This window comes from Maritimibacter sp. UBA3975 (assembly GCF_002384975.1).
GTDB lineage: Bacteria > Pseudomonadota > Alphaproteobacteria > Rhodobacterales > Rhodobacteraceae > Maritimibacter.
In genome coordinates, this window is sequence record NZ_DGCP01000009.1 from 781,077 (window position 1) to 803,661 (window position 22,585).

The window sequence follows — 22,585 nt, forward strand, 5'->3', positions numbered from 1 at the left end:
TACATTCAAGAATCAAATTAAGGGAGGTTCTCATGAAAACCCTGTACGCCGGTCTCGCCGGCGCCTTGCTTATCGCGCCTGCTGCATTCGCGCAGGACGCAGGTGACCCCGCCGCCGGTGAGGATGACTTCCGCCAGTGCCGTTCGTGCCACTCGATCCAGACGGATGAGGGCGACGACATCGTCAAGGGCGGCCGCACCGGGCCGAACCTTTACGGCATCGTCGGTCGTCAGGCCGGGACATTCGAGGATTTCAGCTATTCCGACGCCATGGTCGCCGCGGGCGAGCAAGGGCTGGAATGGAACGTCGACGACTTCACAGTCTACGTTCAGGATCCGACGGCGTTCCTGCGCGACTACACCGGCGACGACTCCGCGCGTGGCAAGATGACGTTCAAGCTGCGCCAGGCCGAAAAGGCCGCCGATCTCTGGGCTTATCTCGAGTCCGTCGGCCCCGACGCGGAAAGCTGATCCGACAAGTGCTTCCGGACCGGGCGACCCGGTCCGGCGCTCCGTCTTCTAGCTCACCACAGACAGCGACCGGTCCAGCGACCGCGGGCTAAACGCTTGCCGCGCCGTTGCGGCGATGTCCGCGGCCGTCATCCCCGCATCCTCGTACATCTGAGCAGGGCTTGCCTGCTGAATGAAGCGGTCAGGGAGGCAAACGTTGCGGATCGCAATGCCACGGTCGAAGCCGCCCGTGCGCGCAAGGTGGTGCATGACGAGCGAGCTGAATCCGCCTTCGGCCCCCTGCTCAACGGTTATGAGTACCCTGTGCCGCCGCGCCAGCGCCGAAACCAAGTTGGTGTCCAGCGGCTTGGCAAAACGGGCATCGGCGAGCGTGACCGACATGCCTTCGGCCTCGAGCAATGCGACCGCCGCGCGACATTCCGTCAGATGCGCTCCGAAGGACAGTATTGCTATGTCCTCGCCCTCCTGGAGGATGCGCCCGCGCCCGATGTCGAGCGGTTCGCCCCGATCAGGAAGCGCAACACCTGTTCCCGCTCCGCGCGGATAGCGGAACGCGATAGGTCCGGCATCATGGGCGGCCGCCGTGGCGACCATGTGAACCAGTTCCGCCTCGTCCGCGGCAGCCATGACAGTGAAGCCGGGCAGGCAGGCGAGGTACGCGACATCGTAAGCGCCCGCATGGGTGACGCCGTCGGCCCCGACGAGTCCCGCACGGTCGATTGCAAAACGCACCGGCAGCCCCTGGATCGCGACATCATGCACGATCTGGTCGTAGCCCCTTTGCAGGAACGTCGAATAGATCGCGCAGAACGGTTTGAGCCCGCTGGCCGCCATCCCGGCTGCGAAGGTCACCGCGTGTTGTTCGGCGATCCCGACGTCGAAGACCCGCTTGGGGAACCGCTCGGCCATCTTGGTAAGCCCGGTGCCGTCTGGCATCGCCGCCGTGATCGCGACAATACCTGGGTCACGCGCAGCCGCATCCGTGAGGGCCGTGCCAAAGACCGAGGTATAGCTCGGCGCGCCGCCCGAAGATTTTTTCTGCGTTCCCGTGTCGACGTCGAAGGTGGAAACGCCGTGATACTTGTCCGCGCTCGTCTCGGCCGGGGTGTAGCCCTTGCCCTTCACGGTGCAACAATGGATGAGCACGGGCCGCTTGGCGCGCGTGCGCGCGGCGCGCAGGACCGGCAGGAGTTGTGTCATGTCGTGGCCGTCGATCGGACCGACGTAGTCGAAGCCCAATTCCTCGAACAACGTGCCCGCACCCGGCAGGCCGGTGACGAGCTGGCGCGCACGGCGCATGCCTTCGCGCATCGGTTGCGGCATGGCGTCTTCGAGCCCGCTCGCCATCGAGCGCATACCCGCCAGCGGGTCCTGCGCCCACAGTCGGCTGAGATAGGCAGACATCGCGCCGACGGGCGGCGCGATGGACATTTCGTTGTCGTTCAGGATCACGAACAGGCGGCGACCTTCGGCTCCCGCATTGTTCAGCGCCTCGTAGGCCATGCCCGCGCTGATCGCTCCGTCCCCGATGACGGCGATGGAATCGCCCACCGGCTGGCCCATGTCTCTGCCAACGGCAAAGCCCAGCGCCGCGCTGATCGAGGTGGAGGAATGGGCGGCACCGAACGGGTCGAATGGACTCTCGGCCCGCTTGGTGAAGCCGGACAGCCCGTCCTGCTTGCGCAGTGTGCGGATGCGGTCGCGGCGACCCGTCAGGATCTTGTGCGGATAGCATTGGTGGCCCACGTCCCAGATAAGCTTGTCCATCGGCGTGTTGAACACGGCATGGATCGCGACGGTCAATTCGACAACTCCGAGCGACGAGCCCAGGTGCCCGCCAGTCTCAGACACGACCGAGATAAGCTCGGCCCGCAATTCGTCGGCCAGTTGGCCCAGTTCGGTGTCGGACAACCCGCGCAGATCGGCAGGGCCGGCGACGCGGTCGAGGCGTGGGGTCTGTGGGTTGGCATGGGTCATCGCGGCCTCCTCAGGTTCGAGTGTCGGGCGTCGCCGACGTCGGTCCGGCGCGGGCGGCGCGATGGTGTCGGGCGGCCCTGTGCGGGCCGCCCGTTATGTCAGTCGGCGGCGGTGTAGTCCGGCGCGCCGCTCGCTGCGAGTTCCGGCCAGTCGCCGATCACATTGGCGCCGCGCAGCGGCTGCTGCTGGCCCTTGTGGCATGTGGCGCAGGCGGCCTTGGGGGCATCGCCGTGGTCGCCAAGGCGTTCCTCCGGCAACAAGTCCTTGAGCGGGAGGAGGTATTCCTCGTTCAGCTCCTGCACCATCGCGATCCCAAGGCTGGCCGTGTTCCACTGGGGCGTCACCTGCACCCCATCGTAGAAGGCGCGCGTGTTGTGACACAGCGTGCAGTTCACACCCAGAGAGTTCGCAATGTAGTTCATGAAGGCGTAGGTCCGCTCGGCATTCTGGATGGCAGGATAGCCGTCCTGACCCGGAACGCCTGCGACACGGGACTCGAGGTCATGAACCGCGATCGTCTCGTAGTTCAGGAGGTAAGCTTCGAGCGCGTCTGAAGGTAACGACGTGTATGTGCTCAGAGGCGTCACGGCATTCTGATTGGCTGACCAGCCGCTCGCGGCCATCACGGTTGGCGTTTCGAGGAACCAGATGTCGCTCGGCACGTTCTCGCCCCGGTGGCATGTGTAGCAGGTGACGCCCACCTCCTTGTTGGCGTTGACGTGGATGTCCCAGTTTTCATTGATATTCTGGGTCATCTCGAGCATCCGGCGCGACACCACCTTGGTGTAGAGGTCGTCGTTGCCGTAGTCTTCAAGATCAACGTCGCCATGGCAGTAGGCGCACCCCTGCTCCGGGGCGACCCAGCGGGTCATGGCGGCCATCACGCGGTTGAAGTTGTCCTCGGTGAGATCGCCCAGCACCTCTACATTGTCATAGATATCACGGGCCAGGTCCTCCCCCCCTTCCGGAACGAAAGGCGGATCTTCGAAAAGGTCCGCAGCGCCCGGGTCGGGCGTGGCGAGGGTGCTTTCGAACTTCACCACCGCCATGCCGGTGCCACGCGGACCGGTCTGGAGGCCGTCAGTCTTGAACGGCTGACCCAGGACCACCAGGGCCGTCGCGGCGATGACGAAGACACCGACCGCGCCGAAGATGAAAACCGGCCTCTCGACGTCGATCGGGTTTTCACGGTTCCACTTTGAATACCAGTCAAACATGACTCACTCCCCCTGCCCGTTGAAGGCTTCGTAGGAGCCGTAGGCGTCGTAGCCGTAAGATCCGTCGTAAGCCGGGGCGAAGTTGTGTTCCTGCGCCCAGATGAACCAGTTGTCGACGACCGTGCCGGTGAGCAGGATACCGATCCCGCCGGTGATCGGCGTGAGGACCGCGAACCACCACGCCCAGCGGTGGATGCCCTCCATCGTCGCATTGAACCCCATCGTCCAGCGCCAGAAGAGGGCGGCGCGTTCGGTGGCGGTGCCCCGGTCGACGATCTGCTCGAGTTCCCGGTCGCCGCCGAAGCGGCTGACGGCAAGGATCGTGGCGCCGTGCATCGCGAAGAGCAGGCAGGAGCCGTACAGGAACACGATCGAGAGACCGTGGAACGGGTTGTAGTAGAGGTTACCGTAGCGAATGCTGAAGGCCGTGGTCCAGTCGAGGTGTGGGAAGATGCCGTAGGGCACCGCCTCGGACCAGGAGCCCATCAGGATCGGCCGGAACAGGCCAAGCACGAGAAAGAGCCAGATGGCGGCGCCAAAGGCCCAGAAAACGTGTTTGCCCATCTTGTGGTCCTGCGCGAGCAGGTAGGTTCTCGCCCACCAGCTCATCACGCTGACCAGAAGCAGGAACGAGGCGATGATGTACCACCCACCCTCTTGCAGTGGCGGAATGGAAAGCCCCCATTCCGGGCCCGGCGGTTCGAGCGCGAGCCAGAAGCCCTGGCGCAGGAACTCGGTGATCGACCAGTCGACCTGAGCCAGCATGTTGATCCCGATGATGTTCATGCAGAGCACGAATGTCGCCGCCGAGACCATGCCGGTCCATCCGAGGTAGATCGGCCCGATCTGCGCGTTCCCGAACCAGCCGATCAGGCGGCTGAAGCCGGGTTTGCCCAGCCGCTCGGCGGCCATGTTGTTTTCGTTGTCCATGCCCATTTCCGGGGCGCCCTGGACCTGGACCTGCGTGAATATGTTTTGATATTCGGCCATTGTTCAGTCCCCCTTCACGGCCACAGCGGCAGTTCGAGCCACCAGTTCCACCACTCCGGCCAGCCCTTGGTCCAGACGGGGCCCGAGATGATGATGCACACGGCAGAGAAGAACACCGCGTTGATGGCGAGCAGGAAGCCCAGCCGGTGAATGCCCAGCGTTCCGATCGAGTACCCGATGAAATCGCGGAAGAACGTGTCCTCGTGATCGGGCGTCTTCATCTCTTCGCCCTTTTCGGGGTTCGCAGCCGACAGGATCAGGCCGCCGTGGAGCGCCAGGGCGAAGCAGGTCGCGAAGAACAGCGACACCGCGAGCATATGCGCCGGGTTATAGTGGAAATGCAGGTAGGCGTAGCCGGTGTTGGACACCCAGTCGAGGTGACTGAAAATCCCGTATGGGAAGGCATAGCCCCAGGCGCCCATGAGAAGCGGGCGGAAGATCACGAGCGTGACATAGGCGAGGATCGCAAAGCCGAAGGCGAAGGGCACATGGTATCCGATCCCCAGTTTTCGGCAGATCTCGACCTCTCTGAGCGCCCAACTTATGAAAGCGCCTGTCGCGCAGATCGTGATGATCTGCCACAGGCCGCCCTCCATGAGAGGCGCGGCGCCCAGACCATATGACAGGTCCGGCGGCGCGATGTTGATGAGCCAGGGGTTCCAGGTCCCCTGATGAGCGGCGCCCCAGAAGATCAGGATCGTGCCAAGGGCCGCGAAGAAGATCGTGGTGACTCCGAAGAAGCCGACATAGAAGGGTCCGACCCAGAAATCGAAGAGATCGCCGCCTACCAGCGTCCCTCCGCGGACCCGGTATTTTCGTTCGAAACTGAGTAGCGCCATGGATCACCTCCCGTCCGGCCTGCCGACGGACTTAGGCGTCCGCGCAGCCGGAATGAAACCGAATTGGTCGCCGCGGGCGGGCGAACCCGCCCGCAGCCGTATCAGAGCAGTTGGCTCGCGTTCATTCCGCAGCCATCGAGCGCGCTTCCGCGGCATTCTCGAACCAGTTCACGCCGTTCGACAGAACCACCAGGTGGATCATGACGGCCAACAGGAAGAGAAAGACCCCTTGCGCGACGAAGACTCGACGCGGATCGAAAATGAGCCAGATCTTATAGAAGTTGGACATAGTCGATCCTCCTCAGAACCAGGGGGCCCAAATGTACGTCGCGATGTGCGCGAGTATTGCAATCGCCGTGAACAGCCAGAGGCCGCTCATGTAGACAGAATGCAGCTCTTGGGCCTGCTCGTCAGTGAGACCTGTGAAGGACAGGTCGTTCTTATCAGCCATGAACTTTCCTCCGGAACGTTATGCTGACGCCGCGTTCCCCGCGGCCGGGTCCATCGGCTCCGCCAGAGCGGGGCTTCCGGGCACCACCCACCCATTCAGGCAGGTAGAACGGATCTCGACATCCGGGCCTTGCGGCTCAGACCGAGAAAATCATGGGCGTGATCCGGTCGGCATCCGACCAGGCCCGCGCGAGCGGTCCCAGATGGTTGAGCGACCTGAGCCGGATCACGTCGCGCACCCAGGCCAGCCAGGCCATCGGGATCGCGAGACAGAAGATGAGCGTGAAGTAGATGATGAACTCCGGGCTTCGGCGGCTGTGCGCGCGACGCCTCGGGGGCGGGTTGGAAGAAAAGACCGTCATGGATCAGCACTCCTCTCTGCTGGGTGCCGCATCGGGCGACAGGGCGCGTACCGTCTCGAGCACGACCCGATCTGCCCCGTCACGCAGCGCGGCCGTCTCGGCAGCGTCGCGCAGGGTCTTCGCGGCGGAAATTCTTGTCAGAACCGGATGGCTCGCGACGATCTCATCGAGTGCGCGGGCGGCATCTTCGTCCCAGGGGAAGTCACGCTTGAGCGGCGTCGGCGTCGCCGAGACCGCATCCATGTCGCTCGCGAGCGGCAGAATGTGGAACAGCGCGTCGAACAGCCCGTTACAAACTTCCTGAAGCAGATAGGTCGCCCCGGCATAGCCCATCATCGGCGTGCCGGTGGCGCGGCGGATCGCGGCGCCCGGAAAACTTGCCGGGATGAAGGCGGGCTTCGGCCCGTGGCCCCCGGCGCTTTCGGCCAGGTACATCTTCTCGTTGATCGAACCCAACACGATCAGCGGGTGTTTCTGCGAAATCATCGCACGCACCGCGACGTTGTCAGTCTTGGTCCCGGCCGAGCGGGCGACAGCGAAGGCGCAAGGCAGTCCCATGTCGCCTTCAAGGAAATGGCGGATACCGCGGGCATAGGTTTCGTTTGCGACAATCGCAAAGCTCGCCGTCGCGAAGAAGTCTTGCGTGACCGACCGCCACAGATCCCAGAGCGGCTTGATCGTCGAGTGCTTCTCGCGCTCGATGAACGGTTCCGGGTCGAGGCCTGTCAGATCACCGAGCTTGCGCAAGAAAAGCGTGGTCGACTCGACCCCGATGGGCGCTTGCAGATAGGGCTTGCCCAGCACCTCGCACAGTCCACGACCGAATTCACGATACATGCAGAGGTTGACGTCGGCATTCACCAGCTTGCGCATTTCGGCGACATGGGAGCCCAGCGGCATCACCATGTTGACCTCGGCCCCGATGCCTTCAACCAGACGCCGGATCTCGGCAAGGTCCGAAGGCATGTTGAACGTGCCGTACATGGGTCCGAGAATGTTCACGCGGGGCTTGTCACCTTCGGCGCGCTTGGCCTCGGTCGGCATCCGACCCTTTGTCATCCCGAACTCGGTAAAGGCCCAGGTCATCGCCCGGTCCGCCGACTGCCATTGATCCTCGTCGATCGTGCGCGGCAGGAACCGCTGAATCGAGGTGCCCTGAGGCGTGACGCCGCCGCCGATCATCTCGGCGATCGACCCCGTGACGACCACCGCAGGCAGCGCGGGGTCCAGCGCCTCCCAGGCGCGCTTCATCGCACCCTCGGTCCCGGCCCGACCAAGTTCTTCCTCGCCAAGTCCCGTCACGACGATGGGCAGCTCATGCGGCGGAAGGGCATCGGTATAGTGGAGAACCGACGTCACCGGCAGGTTCTCGCACCCGACCGGTCCGTCGATCACGACCTGAAGGCCCTTGATGGCGCAGAAGGCATAGACCGCCCCCCAGTATCCTCCGGCCCTGTCATGATCCTGGATCAGCATCAGATCATCTCCTGCGCCTTGCGGGCGCGTTCTTTCTTTTCGAGTTTCTTCTGGTTCAGCGCGCGGAAATCCGGACGCAGGTTCGGTGCGCCTTCCCAGATCCCGGCGGTGTCGCCCTGACCCACGCCCTCGAAGAAATCGCGCATCCGGCCCATCCGGGCCTTGCCCGCGATGGCCGCATTGACCACTTCGGCAAGGCTTCCGGCACCCGCCGGCCCCATGAGGGGGCGCGCGGAAATCAGATTGGTGAAATAGAGCGCCGGCGTTCCACGCTCCTTGGCCTTCTGCACCACCGGCGTCGTGCCGATGGCGAGGTCAGGAGCGAACGCTTCCATCGCGGCGCAATCGTCTTCGAGCGAGGCCCGGAATTTGACGGTCGCCCCACGGGCGCGCAGCCACTCGGCATCATCCGCCGACCAGGGCGACTTGGCGCAGGCTGTTCCGACGTACGGCACCTCGGCCCCGCTTTCGATAAGGAGGCGGGCGACGATGAGTTCGCTGCCTTCGTACCCCGAGACCGTCACGCGGCCGTTGATCGGCGCTGCGGCGAGCGCACCCTTGATCGCGGGCAGGAAAGCGTTTTTCGCAGCGGCGATGTCTTCGGCAGAAACGTTGAACGCATTTCCGACGGCTTCGAGCCAGTTGGCGGTGCCTTCGACGCCGACCGGTGCAGAGCCGATGATCGGACGTCCGGCGGCTTCGAACTCGCGGATGGCGGCGGTGTAGAACGGGTGAATCGCAGCGACCGCGCCGCAATCGAGCGCGGCATATAGCTCGCGCCACTCGCGACACGGGACCACGGGTCCAGCTGCGATGCCGAGTGGGGCGAGCATCTGGCCGATCATCACGGGATCGGCCGGGAACATCTCTCCCAGAAGCGTGAGTGTCGGACGATCCGATACACCGCCTTCCGGGGCGGGAACCGGACCGGCCTCGACCTCGGCGCGGGCGTAGTTGAGCATCGCACCTGCGAGCACGTCCTTCGCTTCCGCGTGGGTCGGCACACCGAAGCCCGGCACGTCGATCCCAATGATGCGCACGCCGTTGATCTCGGAAGGAAGAAGCCGAAGCGGCACACCCGATGCCGTCGGCACGCAGAGATTGGTGACGATGACGGCGTCGAACTGGTCCGGGTCTGCGAGTTCGTGAACCGAGTCTCGGATGTCCTCGAACAGCTTGCCGGTCACGAGCGTTTCCGAATTGAATGGGACATAGCCCACCGACCGGCGCGCGCCGTAGAAATGCGAGACAAAAGTCAGCCCGTAGACGCAGCAGGCGGAGCCGGACAGGACCGTCGCGACGCGCTTCATCCTGAGACCCACGCGCAGGCTTCCGAATGCCGGGCACATCGACTGCGGCTTGTCATGCGGGCCCTGCGGGTAGTCTGCGGCATATTGATCGAGGATTTCCGACGATCCCGCCGCGCGGGCGGCCTTTTCGAACTCGGCACCGGACTGGCACGAAAGCCCGTCCACGGCCTGAGGCGCGGCTTGTGGCGTGGCGGAAGTTGCCTCCTCGCCGCGGATCACGTCGACCTCGGCGCTGTCGTCATATGTGACTTCGCCTGTCATGCCGCCCCCTGAACGGGCGGAAACCCGTCGGTGCCCGTCTTGGCGATGTCCTTCAGAAGGCGCAGAATCTGCTCCGGACGGGCGTTTTGCAAAAGTTGCCGGGTGATCTCGTCACGCGCCGGTCCGCGCAGGGCGTCATGCGTCGTCATAGATCACCTCCAGGCTTTCGGTCGGGACTGCGTTCTTGCCGCGCATGTCGGCGTCCGTCGCGGGTTCAAGCGTGATTCCCTCGCCGGTTTCGGACCCGTCGAACAGGCCGAGCAGCCCGTCTTGGTCGAGCGGCGTCGGGCGCACCGGGGGTGCAAGCGAGACGGCCTCGGCCAACTCGGCGAACAGGCCACCCCATTGGCTCTTGGCGGAGCCGACGATCTGGTAATTTGCCGACTTCTTGCGCAGGTCATCGTCCTGCGGGATCGCGGCCAGCACGGGGATGCCCGCGACTTCGGCAAAGGCCTGCGCCTCGCCCGAGCCGTCGTCCTTGTTGATGACCAGCCCGGCCACCCCGACGTTGCCGCCCATCTTGCGGAAATATTCCACCGCCGAGCAGACGTTGTTGGCGACATAGAGCGACTGAAGGTCGTTCGACGCGACGAGGATGACCTTCTGGGCCATGTCGCGGGCGATGGGCAGGCCGAAGCCGCCGCAGACCACGTCGCCGAGGAAGTCGAGCAGAACGTAGTCGAAGTCCCAGTCGTGGAACCCGAGCTTTTCAAGAAGTTCGAAGCCATGGATGATCCCGCGACCGCCGCATCCACGGCCGACCTCCGGCCCGCCAAGCTCCATCGCGAAGACACCGCCGCGCTTGAAGCAGACATCGCCGATCGCAACCTGCTCGCCCGAGAGGTTCTTCTGTGTCGAGGTCTCGATGATCGTCGGGCAGGCCTTGCCGCCGAAGAGAAGGCTGGTCGTGTCCGACTTGGGATCGCAGCCGATAAGCAGGACGCGTTTGCCCTGCTCGGCCATCATGTGGCTAAGATTGGCCAATGTGAAAGATTTGCCGATGCCGCCCTTGCCGTAGATCGCGATGATCTGGGTCTTCTTGGTTGGCTCCTGCGTCACCTGATCGGCGAGGTCTTCGTTGGCCTCGTCGCGCAGGCGTTGGGCGAAGTCCGTAAGTTGCGGGACGTCGTCTTTCATGCCGTTTCCTTCCAGTTCAGAACCATTTTGAGGCAGGCCGCCTCGCCGAACGCGGTCTGATAGGCGTCCGGAGCGGAATTTGCGGGGGCGGTATGCGTGATCAGGCCACCGAGGCTGAGCGCACCGCTGGCGACCAGCGACGCCGTTGCGGTCAGGTCGTCGCGCGTCCATTCGGCGGCAATCCTCAGCCGCGCCTCCTTCATGAAGGCGGGGGGATACTTGAAATGCACGTCGTTTGCGTAGAACCCGGCCAGAACAACCTCACCGCCATGGGCAAGCCGTCCGATCAGGCTATCGAGCACGTCCGGGTCGCCAGTGGCGTCGTAGATCGTGTGATAGTCGCGGCGAGGATCTTCTTCGGGCGCCAGAACCTCGTAACCCAGTGCGCCTGTGCGCCGCTCCGGCGCTGTGTCCCAGACCGTGGGGGCCGGCGCGCCGGCGGCCAGCGTCAGGCGGGCAAGAAGCCGGCCCATGACGCCATGGCCAACGATGAGCTCAGGCATGGCGTGGCCGAGACCCGCCATCGCGTGCCGCGCAGTTGCCGCGAGCGCCAGAAGCGCGCCGTCGGCGCCGAGCGCCGGATCGACCCGGACAACCCGGTCCGCGCCGGTTACGACCCGACCGGCCGCGCCGCCGAACAGTCCGAAGGCTCCGTCGTAGCAATTCGCGCCAGGCACGAAGACCCGGTCGCCGGGTCGGTATCCCGATGCGCGGTCGGCTTCGACCACTTCCCCGGTCGCCTCGTAGCCCGGAACGAGCGGATAGCCCATGCCTGGGAACGGGGGCATCTCGCCGGTCCAGAACAGTTTTTCGGTGCCCGTGGAAATCCCCGAGAAGTCGATGTCGACCACGACGTCGCCTGCTCCCGGAGCGATCAGGGCAACGCTTTCCAGCGTCAGATCCCTGGGTCCGTTCAGCACGACAGCCTGTGTTCTCATGGTGACCTCCCGTGTCCGGGTCCGTGTCGCAGATTGCTGCGGCAAATTGGCCCAAACGCTGAATGTCAGTGTATCGAGACACTTCCGTGTGTCAATCTAAGTTTACATTTTTGAGGTTAGACTGTCAGGTTGGCTTTACGGCCGTCACGACAGACGTGACGAAAGACCGCCGGGTGCGCGGGGTCTCGATTCCGTCGAAACCGGCCTCGCGCAGCATCCCGGCAACCCGGGCTTGAGACCGGACCCGGCCGGTTCCCATCGCCATCGTGTAGAAGGCGAAATAGACGTCAGTGGCGCGATCCGGACGCCGCCCGCCGGACATCGGCTCGGACACGATCAGCCGACCGCCCGGAGGGAGCGCAACGAACGCGCGGGCGAGCAGATCAGCGACCGTCCGGTCCTCATGGTCGTAGAGAACGCGCACCAGCGATATTGCATCCGCGCCCTCCGGCAACGGCCCCGTCCGGAAACTGCGCGGGTAAAGCGTGACACGCGAGTCGCGGCCGGATTGAGAGAATCGGTTGCTGGCGAGGCGGACCACGTCCGGAAGATCGAGCAACATCGCCGACAGGTCGGGATAGGCGGTGAGCGCGGCATCGAGAAAGGCGCCCGCACCACCGCCCACATCCATGAGCCTGCCAACACCCTTGAGCGAGACCTGCCTCAGCGTATCCTCCGCAACGAGTGCCTGCGACCCCGCCATGAGCTCGGAATACCGCTGAGCTTCCTCGGCTTGCACACCATGCCCCGCGTCGAGCACATAGGACCAAAAGCCCGCGAGTTCGGTCTCGCCCGACCCACGCAGCAACGCCGCAGGATCGCTCATGTCACGGTAGAATGCCCGGTTGTGAGCGATCATCGCTTCGAGCCCCGGCACGCCCAGAATAGCCGCGCCGCGCCGGGCGAGCGCATATCGCCCGTTGCGCTTTTTCTTGAGCAGCCGCAAAGCGACACCGGCCCGCAGAAGAAGATCCATTTTCTCCCGTGACAGCCCACACGTGAGCGCGAGGGATTCCAGCGTGTCCGGGCGATCGAGCAGGCGATGGAGCACACCGAACTCCATCAGGGCTGACAGCACTTGTGATGCTACAAACCCCTGCAATATATCGAAAATATCCGCCCCATCGCGACGCGCCATCCAGCGGGCGACAGGCAATCGGGCCAATAAGCTTTGAACGTCAGGCCGGGCTATCGCCCGGTCGAGCCGAAAGCCGCGCGCGCGCCTCATGGGACCGCGCCCGGCTTCCATTTTCAGGCCCGTTTCCGGGCCAGCTGACGCGGTACGATCCGGTCGGCCTGCGCTCGCACCATACGCGCGAGGGCGGCTTCACCTGGACAGGAGGGGATCGAGGCAATGGCCCCGGCAAGGATGTCGTTCAATCGGGCGAACGCCCCATCTACGCCCAGTTCGGCCACCGCGTTCGGCCGTCCATGGAGCGCGTCCTGCTGCACGGGCTTGCCGAGGCTTTCGGCATCCTGCTCCGCATCCCTCAGATCATCGGCGACCTGGAACGCCTCGCCGATCAAGGCGCCCAGATCTTCCCATGCCTCCGGATCGTGACCGGCCGAAATGGCACCCATCTGTGTCGCGGCGACAAAGAGCGCGGCGGTCTTGGCGCGGTGGTATTCAGCGAGGTCCATCTCCGGCTCACTCTCCCACCCCTGCCCCGCGCAGATGCCGAACGGCATGCCGGTGCGCTTGGCGAGCACGCGCACGAGCCCGACAACGCGTGCGTCGTCACCGGCCTGGGCGACCACGTCGAAGGCAAGCAGGATCAGGCTGTCGCCAGTGAGAACCGCCAGCGGCTCCGAATAGGCACGGTGAACGGAAGGCTTGCCGCGACGGGTATCCGCATCGTCGAAACAGGGCAGGTCGTCATGGACGAGACTCGCACAGTGAATGAGTTCCAATGCTGCGGCGGCCGAGTCGGACAAGGCCGGTCGATCGTCACCGCAAGCGGCAGCCACGGAGAGGAGCAAGGTAGGTCGGATTCGCGCCCCGCCAGGGAGTGTCGCATACGACAGGGCCTTGGCGAGTCGTTCGGGCGGATGCCCGCGATTTGCGCGTGCCAGTGCGGCAGTCACCGCTGAATCGATGCGGTCCGTCAGGTCCATGAGGCACTCCAATCCTTATGTGTAAATTCTAACTTACACTATTTGTGTAATATAGACTGGACACAGGACAGTCACGAGTCAACACTTCCCGCATGGCACCGACCATCTTCAAGGAACGCGCGCGGGTGGTCGTCGTTGGCGCCGGTGTTGCCGGTCTCGCGGCGGCGCTGCGCCTGTCGCATGCTGGTTATGCCGTCACCGTGCTGGACCGCCTTGCCGCGCCCGGCGGCAAGATGCGCGCAGTTCCTTCATCCGCCGGTCCAATCGACGCGGGGCCGACGGTGCTGACGCTGCGGTCGGTGTTCGACGCGCTCTTCGAGGCTGTCGGCGCGCGCCTTGAGGACCATATCACTTTGATCCGGCAGAACCTCTTGGCGCGGCATTTCTGGCCCGACGGCAGTTCCCTCGACCTCTTCGACGACCCGGAGGCAAGCTGCTCGGCGATCCGCACGTTCTCGGGCGCGCGCTCGGAGCGGGAGTTTCGCGCCTTCAGCGCACGCGCCAGGCGCCTGTTCGATGCCTTCGACGACCCCGTCATGCGCGCCCCGCGCCCCAATTTCCTCGCGATCTCCCGGAAGATGCTGCGGCACCCGGGCCTTGTCGGTGCGACGGCTCCGGGCCGCAGCCTCGCCGCCCTGCTGGACAACAGTTTCTCGGACCCTCGACTCGCGCAGCTTTTCGGGCGCTATGCGACCTATGTCGGTGGCGCGCCCGACCGCTCCCCCGCCCTGCTCGCACTCATCTGGCAGGCCGAGTCCGAAGGCGTCTGGGCCGTGAAGGGCGGAATGCACCGACTTGCCGCGGCGATGGCCGAGCTCGCCACTTCCTACGGTGCCGAGATCCGTATGGGCACACATGTCGACAGGCTCGAAGCCGCCAGCGCGGGCGTCTGCGGTGCCCTCCTCTCAGATGGCTCCCGGATTCCCTGCGACCGGGTCTTGTTCAATGGCGATCCCCGGGCGCTCGCGATGGGTGGGCTCGGGCCAGACGTCGAACACGTCGCACCGCAGACGCGGCGGATTCCGCGCAGCCTCTCGGCCGAAGTCTGGACGTTTGCGGCCCATCCCCAAGGCCCGAACCTCGCTCTTCACAACGTCTTCTTCCGCGACGACCCCCAGACAGAGTTCGATGCGCTCGGACAAGGGCGGCTGGCACCTTCGCCAACGTTGTACATATGCGCGCTTGACCGCGCGACCGCAGCGCCGCCGCCGACAGAGCGGTTCGAAATCATCGCCAATGCGCCACCAATCGACATTAGTGCGCGCCATGAAAGCCCTCAGACATGCCAGACACGCACCTTCGACGCGCTCGCCCGCTTCGGCCTGACCTTCAATCCGATGCCGGGAGCACAGGCTCTGACGACGCCCGCGGATTTCGAGAGAATGTTTCCGCATTCGGCGGGAGCGATCTACGGCCAGAGCCCGCACGGGATGATGGCGGCGTTTCGCAGACCGACCGCGCGCACGGCGATCCCGGGACTGTATCTCGCGGGGGGCGGAACCCATCCGGGGGCGGGCGTGCCGATGGCGGCGCTCTCCGGCCAGCACGCGGCCGAGGCGATCATGACCGACCACGGTTCGACCTCAGTGTCCCGGCGAACGGCTACGCCTGGTGGTACGTCGACGCCATCAACGCAGACGAAACCCGCGCGCTCAGCGTCATAGCTTTCATCGGTTCGGTCTTTTCGCCTTGGTACGCATGGTCGGGACGGCGCGCGCCCGAGAACCACGTCTGCATGAATGTCGCGACCTACGGCTCCGGCGGCAGGTTTACCATGACCGACCGGGGACGTTCGGCGCTGCGTCAGACCCCGGATACGCTGACCATCGGCCCCTCGCAGATGCGATGGGCGGGCGGGCAGCTCCTCATCGATATTGACGAGCGCGGGGCGCTTCCCCTGCTAGGACGGGTGCGCGGGCGCATCACGGTCACGCCCAGCGCCGTAACCCATGTGGAACTCCCCCTGACAGATGACGGCGCGCATGTCTGGCGTCCGTTCGCGCCCACTTGCACCGTCGACGTGGCCCTGGATGCGCCCGGATGGGACTGGCAGGGCCACGGTTACTTCGACGCGAATTTCGGCACGCGCGCGCTTGAGGCGGATTTCAGCGACTGGACCTGGGGGCGATTCCCGTTGTCCGGCGGGGCGACTTGTTTCTACGACGCAACGCGTCGGGACGGCAGCACCCTGAACTCACAGATGCACTTTGCCACCGATGGAACAGTAGGTGCGTCAGCGGACATACCCCCGGCGCCGCTCAGCCGCAGCCTGTGGGGGCTCGCGCGCTCAACCCGCGCCGATCCCGGCTACCGGCCCCGGCAAGTCAAGCCGATGCTGGACGCGCCGTTTTATTGCCGGTCTGCCGTGCGTACGCAAATCGACGGAGAGGAGACGACCGGAGTGCATGAGACGCTCGACTTGCGGCGGTTTCGCTCGCCGCTGCTCAAGCCAATGCTTGCGGTCCGTGTGCCGCGGCGTGAAACCTGGCACGTCGACTGAGGGTCAGGCAGTGCGCACCGATGCGTCGGCGTTCGGGTTCAGGCGCATCACCGAGAAGTTGAGCGCAGAAGCGATCGTCACCCAGACGAGGTAGGGTGCGAACAGAAGACCCGAGATCGGGTCGATCTGGAAGCCCGCAATCATGCACCCAGCGACGGCGATCCAGAGCCCAGAGATCACGATCATCCCGTCCCGCATGCGCCCCAGCCCGAAAAACATCGGAGTCCAGAGCACGTTCAAGGCGATCTGAAGCGCCCAGAAGGCCATCGCAATGGCATTGCCTTCGGTGACCGCAAGACGCGCACCTGCGGCTGCAATGCAGAGATAAAGCGTGGTCCAGACCACCGGGAAAACCCAGTTGGGCGGAACCCAGCGGGGCTTTTCGAGGTCTTCGTACCATTTGCCGGGCGGAAACAGACTCCCGGTCGTGCCCGCTGCGAAGCAGGCGGCGAGAAATATGAAGAAGCAAATCCAGATCATATGATGGACTTGGGGTCGAACCCTCCACCGATCAATGCACCCTTCGCCTCGAGGTCCTGGGCCTTGAGGCGGGCGAAGGTATTCAGGAGCACCTCTCCGCGCCAGGAGTTCGGAGCCGGGCGGGCCGCCGCCTGAACCAGAAAAGCGGCTTCGGGAAGAGCGGCGGCGTGGATGACGGGGGAGCGTGGCATTAGGACGGTCGCACCAGCCCGCAGTCCCGAGAGGAAGAGCCAACCCAGTTTTTGCGAACCATTCGTGCGCGCGCGGTGTTTTACGGAATCGTGCCCCAAGGCCGCGAGTTGCGTCCCGATCCCAGCATAGATGAACCGCGCGGCGAACAGCCCCGGTCGGCAGGAAAGTGGCACCGCGCCGATCCCGGCCTCGGACCGAACATAAAGCGCGTCAGCCTCGCGCAGGAGGCGCTTCACGAGGTCCGCGAGGGCGGCCGACGGTTCCGGCCGGTGAAGGATACACTCTCGGTGAAGGCCAACTTCGTCGAGCCAGTCCAGGGGCAGGTAAAGCCGCCCTTCACGCGCATCTTCACCCACGTCGCGGGCGATATTGGTGAGTTGCATTGCGACGCCAAGGTCGCAAGCGCGCGCAAGCGCGTCGGCGTCGCGCACGCCCATCAGCACACACATCATCGCGCCAACGGTCGCGGCCACGCGCGCAGCGTAGGCGCGAAGATCCGCCAGACTGCGGTATTCACGGCTCTCGGCGTCCCATTCGAAGCCTTCGAGCAGGGCTTCGGGCAGCGCTCGTGGCATGTCGAAGGTCTCGATGATACCGGTGAAAGCCCGGTCCTCGGGCGCGTTGCGAGGGCGGCCTTCATAGCACAAGTCAAGGCGGGTTCGCAGGCTTGCGACAGCCTGCGCCTTGCTATCATTCAAATCGACAGCGTCGTCCGCGCAGCGGCAGAACGCATAAAGCGCCAGCGCCGGGTCGCGAAGGCTGCGCGGCAGAACGCGGGACGCAGCGTGAAAGGAGCGGGAGCCGTGGCGGATCGCGCCGGCGCAATAGTCGAGGTCACTCTGGTCAATCATGGGATGGCCACCTCCGCCGCATCCGGCACCAATTGCCCGAGCACTTCCGCGCTCGAAATCACACCCGGCAGACCTGCACCGGGGTGCGTTCCGGCGCCGACAAGAAACAGCCCCGGCACCTCTTCGACCACGTTATGCGGTCGGAACCAGGCGCTTTGGAGGATGCGCGGCTCGATCGAGAAACCGGAGCCGAACGGGCTGAGATACCGGTCGCGAAACGTCTCGGGCGTGAACACTTCGCTCGCTGTCAGGTGCTGACGCAGGCCCGGAAGCAGCTGGCGCTCGAGCGTGTCGAGCACTTTCTGCCGGTAGGGCTCGGCTTCGGTCTGCCAGTCCACCGGATCGGCATGGCCCAGGTGCGGCACCGGACTGAGCGCATAAAACGTGTCATCACCGTCCGGTGCGACTGTCGGGTCGGTCACGGCGGGCCGGTGGACATAAAGGCTCATGTCGTCTGACAGGCGTCCATTGCGAAAGATGTCGCGCACCAGCCCCTCATACCGAGGGCCGTTCAGGATCGTGTGGTGGCCGACGTCCTTCCACTTGTCCCGGGTGCCCTTCGTGCCGAAGTACCAAACGAACAACCCCATGGACCAGCGGCTCTTGCGAAGTTTCGCCTTCGTCCACCGGCGGCGCGGCGCGTTGCGAAGAAGAGTCTCGTAAGTATGACCTGCATCCGCGTTCGAGACGATCAGGTCGGCCTCGACCGTATCCCCGCCGCGGGTTCGCACCGCGCACGCGCGTCCTTGCTTCAGGATGACCTCGTCGGCCTCGGTCTGCCACAGGAACCGGCCACCCTGCCCTTCGATCACACGCGCCATCGCGGCGGCGAGTTCGGCAACACCGCCGATGACATAATGGACGCCGAAGGCCTTCTCCAGATGGCTCACCAGCGTATAGATCGACGTGACGCGGAACGGGTCGCCTCCGATGAACAGCGGGTGGAACGACAAGGCCATGCGCAGGCGCGGGTCGCGGATACGGCGCGCGACATGGGCATGGACAGAGCGGTCGGCACGCAGCGTGGCGAAGGTCGGTAAGACCTTCACGATATCCATGAGCCGGTGCATCGGCCGCCGTCCGAGGGTTTCGAATCCGAAGGTGTAGCGTTTGGCGCTGTCGGCCACGAACCTGGCGTACCCTTCGCGGTCTTCGGGCGACAGCCGTGCGACTTCCGCTTCTATATCCTGCGCATCCTGCCGCGCGGTGAAGCGCGAACCGTCCTCCCATCGAATTTCGTAGAACGGATCCAGCGCCCGCAGATCCACCTCGGAATCGAAGTCTCGTCCACAGGTCTGCCAGAGCTCACGCAGAATCTGCGGGGCCGTCACGATGGTAGGCCCGAGGTCGAAACGGTGGCCCTCGCGACGCAGGCATGTGCCGCGCCCGCCGGGCTGGTCGAGCCTGTCCATGACCGTGACGCGGTAACCCTTGGCGCCCAGCCGCATCGCCGCGGCGAGCCCGCCCAGCCCAGCGCCGATGACGAGCGCACTGGGCCCCGTCCGAAGCGGGATTTGTGTGGATGGGCCGGAGTCCAGACGTGTAAACATAAGAAATCCTACGACTGTCTAGTTAAGTTTACAAGTTGGATGATTTCCCTTTTCCGCTGGGCACACTCATGTCAGAGTAATTAGACAGGGAGGTGCGCCATTCAAACTGTCAGCCTCAGCTTCTTTCGCTTCGATAGCGGGCGGGATCGCCTTTGGGCCTTCGCAATGATGGGTCTCGCACGCGGCCGGATGCGGCGGATTCCCGGCATCGGGTTCTGGAAATTGTGCGGCTCCGGCACAGGCGAGGGCTTTACGCCCGTGCCCAACACCGCTGTCTACGCCATCCTCGCCGCATGGCCAGACGCGGCAACGGCACATGATCGCCTCGCACACGCCCGCATCTTTCAACGCTACCGCGAAAGATCGCGCGAACACTGGACCGTTTTCCTTTCGCCTGTCTCGGTGCGCGGCGCGTGGTCCGGAGTGACACCGTTTCAATCCGGCGACACCTCTGCTGGCCCCATCGCTGCTTTGACCCGCGCCACGATCCGTCCCGCTGCCGCGCTCCGGTTCTGGCGGCGTGTGCCCGACATCAGCGCCGTGATCGGCGAGGATGCCAACGTGATGTTCAAGATCGGGATCGGCGAGGTCCCCCTCCTGCACCAGATCACCTTCTCGATCTGGCCGGACGCCGACGCGTTGGACGCCTTCGCCCACGCAGACGGCCCCCATGCCCGCGCGGTCCGCGCGGTCCGCGCGGGTGACTGGTTCCGCGAGGAACTGTTCGCCCGCTTCCGGGTCCTCGATGACATCGGGAGCTGGCATGGGACGTCCCCGCTCTCCAACCAGAAGGCCGCCGCATGACCGCCCCGTTTCCGTTTTCCGCAATCGTCGGTCAGGACGAAATGAAGCTGGCGCTCGTGCTGGCCGCAATCGACCCCGGTATCGGCGGCGTTCTCGTCTTCGGGGATCGCGGCACCGGCAAATCAACCGCCGTGCGCGCTCTGGCCGCCCTCCTGCCCCAGATCACGGCGGTCGAAGGCTGCCCCGTGAACTCGGCCACGCCGGAGGAATGCCCCGACTGGGCTCGCGTCACCTCAACGGCGCTCGTCGAAAAGCCGACACCCGTCGTCGACTTGCCGCTGGGCGTCAGCGAGGACCGGGTGACCGGGGCGCTCGACATCGAACGGGCGCTCTCGCGCGGTGAAAAGGCGTTCGAGCCAGGGCTGCTCGCCCGCGCCAACCGCGGCTTTCTCTATATCGACGAGGTGAATCTGCTCGAAGATCACATCGTGGATCTCTTGCTCGACGTGGCCCAGAGCGGCGTCAACGCGGTCGAACGCGAGGGGCTGTCGATCCGCCACGCCGCCCGGTTTGTTCTGGTCGGGTCCGGCAATCCGGAAGAGGGCGAACTGCGCCCCCAGCTTCTCGACCGGTTCGGCCTGTCGGTGGATGTAGGTTCACCCGACGATATTGAACAAAGAATCGAAGTGATCCGGCGTCGCCACGACTACGAAACGGCGACCGAGTGCTTCCTGTCACGCTGGCAAGCCGAGGACGCGACTTTGCGCGAGGCAATCGTCGCCGCGCGCACCCGCCTGCCGCTTGTCGAAACCCCGGACGAAACACTGCGCGATTGTGCGCAGGTCAGCATGGCTGTGGGCACGGATGGTCTGCGGGGTGAACTCACATTGCTTCGTGCGGCACGGGCGCTGGCGGCCTTCGACGGCGCGGCAACACCCGACCGTTCCCACCTGCGACGGGTCGCACCAATGGCGATGGGTCACCGGTTACGCCGTGATCCGCTGGACGAAAGCAGCGCCGTAAGCCGCGTCGTCAGGGCGGTCGAGGACGTTCTGGGATGATCGCGCCTGCGTGGTCCACGCTCTTGCGCGCGCTGACGCTGCTGGCCGTCGACCCCGAAGGCCTGAAGGGCGTGAAGGTCAGGGTACGCGCCGGGCCGGTCCGAACGGCGCTCGACACGGTCCTCACCCGGCTTCCCGGAGCGCAACGCCGCATCCATTCAGACCTGCCTGATACGCAGCTCTTCGGCGGGCTGGACGTGGTGCGCTCGCTGACCGAAGGGCGGATGGTCGAGGATGCCGGGATCGTGGCACGCCCCGCCACACTCGTGCTGCCGATGGCAGAGCGGACACCGCCGAGCCTCGCCGCGCGGTTGTCGCAGGTCTTGGACGCAGATCGGGGTCACCGGCTCATCCTGTTGGACGAAGGCGCAGAGCCGGAGGAACAGGTTCCCGCAAGCCTGTCCGAACGCCTCGCGTTCGCGGTCGACCTGACCGGGCTGCGCCATTGTGAGGTGACCGGCCAGCTGCCTGCCCCCGGTGATCTGGATGCCGCGCGCGCAGCGCTTAAGCACGTCCGGATACGCCATGAGGATGCAGCGGTCCTGACCGCACTCGCGCTGCGTTTCGGGATCGTGAGCCTGCGCGCGCCGCATCTCGCACTGCGCACCGCCCGCGCCCTTGCGGCGCTGGAAGGGAGAGATGAGATAAACGACGAAGACCTGTCGGAGGCCGCCAAGCTGATATTTGCACCTCGTGCGACCCAGCTTCCGGAAACTGAAGACGATCAGCCGCCTGCCGACGCCCCTCCTGAAACTCAGGCCGACGCCGATGGTGAGGAACAATCGCAGGAAATACCCGAAGACCTGATGGTCGAAGCGGTTCGGGCTGCCGTGCCCCATGACCTTCTCGCTCGCCTGGACCCGGGCACCGGCGGCGTCCGCGGCGCCACCGGCAGCGGCGCGGGCACCAAGCGGAAGGGCAACCGGCGGGGCCGCCCCCTCCCCTCACGCCCCGGCCGGCCGGACGGGCGCGCGCGGATCGACGTGGTCGCCACGCTTCGCGCCGCGGCCCCGTGGCAGGCGTTGCGGCGAGAGGCCCGACCGGACGCGTCCGGCGTGATCGTCACCACCGACGACATTCGGTTGAAGCGGTACGAGGACAAGTCAGACCGACTGATCCTGTTCATCGTGGATGCCTCGGGGTCGGCGGCCATGTCCCGGCTCGGCGAGGCGAAAGGCGCTCTGGAGCTCTTGCTGGCGCAGGCCTACACAACCCGGGATTTCGTGGCGCTCGTCTCCTTCCGGGGAACCGGGGCCGAGGTTCTTCTGCCCCCTACCCGATCGCTCGTTCAGGCCAAGCGTCGGCTCGCAGCCCTGCCCGGTGGGGGCGGAACGCCGCTCGCGAGCGGATTGCGCGAAGCTCTCGGCCTCGCGGCCCAGTCCCGCCATCATGGCCTGACCCCCGCTTTCGCCTTGCTCACCGACGGCAAGGCGAACCTCGCGCTCGACGGGAGCGCGAGCCGGGTGCAGGCCGCCGAGGACGTGGCGGTCATCGCGCGCCACATCGCCGCCGACGGGATGCCCGGTCTCGTCATCGACATCTCGCCGCGTCCCGGACCGGAAACTGCGGCGCTGGCCAAGGCTCTCGCCGCGCGCCACCTCGCACTTCCCCGCGCCGATGCCGCGCGCATTTCCCACGCTGTCACTTCAGCACTCTCGGGCTGAG

Annotated in this window: 23 protein-coding genes; 6 read left to right on the forward strand and 17 right to left on the reverse strand. The window is 65.2% G+C overall.

All coding sequences use genetic code 11. The features are described from left to right. Positions 1-32 precede the first annotated feature (32 nt). Positions 33-470, forward strand: a complete 438-nt coding sequence (locus tag B2585_RS08980; protein ID WP_292022139.1) for a c-type cytochrome — start codon at positions 33-35, stop codon at positions 468-470. A gap of 48 nt (positions 471-518) precedes the next feature. Here the strand turns inward: B2585_RS08980 and dxs are convergent, their stop codons facing one another. From dxs to B2585_RS09050, 14 genes are all read right to left on the reverse strand, one after another. After that, the gene (dxs, locus tag B2585_RS08985) at positions 519-2,447 is read right to left on the reverse strand and encodes a 1-deoxy-D-xylulose-5-phosphate synthase (protein WP_292022140.1); all 1,929 of its coding nucleotides are present in this window, start codon (positions 2,445-2,447) and stop codon (positions 519-521) included. A gap of 98 nt (positions 2,448-2,545) precedes the next feature. Further along, the gene (gene pufC / locus B2585_RS08990) at positions 2,546-3,664 is read right to left on the reverse strand and encodes a photosynthetic reaction center cytochrome PufC (RefSeq protein WP_292022142.1); all 1,119 of its coding nucleotides are present in this window, start codon (positions 3,662-3,664) and stop codon (positions 2,546-2,548) included. A 3-nt stretch (positions 3,665-3,667) separates the two neighbouring features. After that, positions 3,668-4,654, reverse strand: coding sequence for a photosynthetic reaction center subunit M (gene pufM, locus B2585_RS08995; protein ID WP_292022144.1), 987 nt, complete (start codon positions 4,652-4,654; stop codon positions 3,668-3,670). Between the two features lie 14 nt (positions 4,655-4,668). Then, positions 4,669-5,493 (reverse strand): photosynthetic reaction center subunit L, encoded by an 825-nt coding sequence (pufL, locus tag B2585_RS09000; RefSeq protein ID WP_292022146.1) that lies wholly within the window; start codon positions 5,491-5,493, stop codon positions 4,669-4,671. Positions 5,494-5,614: 121 nt separating this feature from the next. Further along, positions 5,615-5,782, reverse strand: coding sequence for a light-harvesting antenna LH1, alpha subunit (gene pufA, locus B2585_RS09005; RefSeq protein WP_292022148.1), 168 nt, complete (start codon positions 5,780-5,782; stop codon positions 5,615-5,617). A gap of 12 nt (positions 5,783-5,794) precedes the next feature. Then, complete coding sequence (gene pufB / locus B2585_RS09010) at positions 5,795-5,944, reverse strand: light-harvesting antenna LH1, beta subunit (RefSeq protein ID WP_292022150.1); 150 nt, start codon at positions 5,942-5,944, stop codon at positions 5,795-5,797. A 136-nt stretch (positions 5,945-6,080) separates the two neighbouring features. Further along, on the reverse strand, positions 6,081-6,305 hold the full coding sequence (gene pufQ, locus B2585_RS09015; RefSeq protein ID WP_292022152.1) for a cytochrome PufQ: 225 nt from the start codon (positions 6,303-6,305) through the stop codon (positions 6,081-6,083). Positions 6,306-6,308: 3 nt separating this feature from the next. After that, positions 6,309-7,781, reverse strand: coding sequence for a chlorophyllide a reductase subunit Z (bchZ, locus tag B2585_RS09020; protein ID WP_292022153.1), 1,473 nt, complete (start codon positions 7,779-7,781; stop codon positions 6,309-6,311). Beyond that, positions 7,781-9,352: a chlorophyllide a reductase subunit Y gene (gene bchY, locus B2585_RS09025; protein WP_292022155.1), complete on the reverse strand. Its 1,572-nt coding sequence runs from the start codon at positions 9,350-9,352 to the stop codon at positions 7,781-7,783. Before bchY ends, bchZ begins: the two co-directional genes overlap by 1 nt. Next, a complete protein-coding gene (locus B2585_RS09030; RefSeq protein ID WP_292022158.1) occupies positions 9,349-9,501 on the reverse strand; it encodes a hypothetical protein in 153 nt (50 codons plus the stop codon). Before B2585_RS09030 ends, bchY begins: the two co-directional genes overlap by 4 nt. Continuing rightward, complete coding sequence (locus B2585_RS09035; RefSeq protein ID WP_292022160.1) at positions 9,488-10,489, reverse strand: chlorophyllide a reductase iron protein subunit X; 1,002 nt, start codon at positions 10,487-10,489, stop codon at positions 9,488-9,490. Before B2585_RS09035 ends, B2585_RS09030 begins: the two co-directional genes overlap by 14 nt. Beyond that, entirely contained in the window at positions 10,486-11,427 is a 942-nt protein-coding gene (bchC, locus tag B2585_RS09040) for a chlorophyll synthesis pathway protein BchC (RefSeq protein WP_292022162.1), read from the reverse strand. The genes B2585_RS09035 and bchC overlap by 4 nt, the downstream gene beginning before the upstream one ends. Positions 11,428-11,551: 124 nt before the next feature. Continuing rightward, positions 11,552-12,676 carry a methyltransferase gene (locus tag B2585_RS09045; protein ID WP_339717918.1) on the reverse strand — a complete coding sequence of 375 codons (1,125 nt, stop codon included), beginning with the start codon at positions 12,674-12,676 and terminating at the stop codon, positions 11,552-11,554. Positions 12,677-12,678: 2 nt separating this feature from the next. Next, positions 12,679-13,542, reverse strand: a complete 864-nt coding sequence (locus B2585_RS09050) for a polyprenyl synthetase family protein (protein ID WP_292022167.1) — start codon at positions 13,540-13,542, stop codon at positions 12,679-12,681. A 92-nt stretch (positions 13,543-13,634) separates the two neighbouring features. On the opposite strand from B2585_RS09050, the gene crtD reads away from it, so the two are divergent. Both crtD and crtC read left to right on the forward strand, forming a co-directional pair. Then, entirely contained in the window at positions 13,635-15,206 is a 1,572-nt protein-coding gene (gene crtD, locus B2585_RS09055; protein ID WP_292022168.1) for a 1-hydroxycarotenoid 3,4-desaturase CrtD, read from the forward strand. Beyond that, on the forward strand, positions 15,170-16,042 hold the full coding sequence (gene crtC / locus B2585_RS09060) for a carotenoid 1,2-hydratase (protein WP_292022778.1): 873 nt from the start codon (positions 15,170-15,172) through the stop codon (positions 16,040-16,042). The genes crtD and crtC overlap by 37 nt, the downstream gene beginning before the upstream one ends. Before the next feature lie 3 nt (positions 16,043-16,045). Here the strand turns inward: crtC and tspO are convergent, their stop codons facing one another. The 3 genes from tspO to B2585_RS09075 are packed head-to-tail and all read right to left on the reverse strand — an operon-like array spanning position 16,046 to position 19,115. Continuing rightward, positions 16,046-16,522, reverse strand: a complete 477-nt coding sequence (gene tspO, locus B2585_RS09065; protein WP_292022171.1) for a tryptophan-rich sensory protein TspO — start codon at positions 16,520-16,522, stop codon at positions 16,046-16,048. Continuing rightward, positions 16,519-17,565, reverse strand: a complete 1,047-nt coding sequence (gene crtB, locus B2585_RS09070) for a 15-cis-phytoene synthase (RefSeq protein WP_292022173.1) — start codon at positions 17,563-17,565, stop codon at positions 16,519-16,521. The genes tspO and crtB overlap by 4 nt, the downstream gene beginning before the upstream one ends. After that, positions 17,562-19,115, reverse strand: a complete 1,554-nt coding sequence (locus B2585_RS09075) for a phytoene desaturase (RefSeq protein ID WP_292022175.1) — start codon at positions 19,113-19,115, stop codon at positions 17,562-17,564. The genes crtB and B2585_RS09075 overlap by 4 nt, the downstream gene beginning before the upstream one ends. A 99-nt stretch (positions 19,116-19,214) precedes the next feature. Between B2585_RS09075 and crtA the strand changes: the two genes are divergently transcribed. Genes crtA through B2585_RS09090 form a run of 3 tightly spaced genes read left to right on the forward strand, consistent with a single transcriptional unit; the run spans position 19,215 to position 22,584 of the window. Then, a complete protein-coding gene (gene crtA / locus B2585_RS09080; protein WP_349678303.1) occupies positions 19,215-19,919 on the forward strand; it encodes a spheroidene monooxygenase in 705 nt (234 codons plus the stop codon). Beyond that, a complete protein-coding gene (bchI, locus tag B2585_RS09085; RefSeq protein ID WP_292022179.1) occupies positions 19,916-20,920 on the forward strand; it encodes a magnesium chelatase ATPase subunit I in 1,005 nt (334 codons plus the stop codon). Before crtA ends, bchI begins: the two co-directional genes overlap by 4 nt. Continuing rightward, positions 20,917-22,584 carry a magnesium chelatase subunit D gene (locus tag B2585_RS09090; protein ID WP_292022182.1) on the forward strand — a complete coding sequence of 556 codons (1,668 nt, stop codon included), beginning with the start codon at positions 20,917-20,919 and terminating at the stop codon, positions 22,582-22,584. Before bchI ends, B2585_RS09090 begins: the two co-directional genes overlap by 4 nt. The last annotated feature ends 1 nt before the right edge of the window (position 22,585 follow it).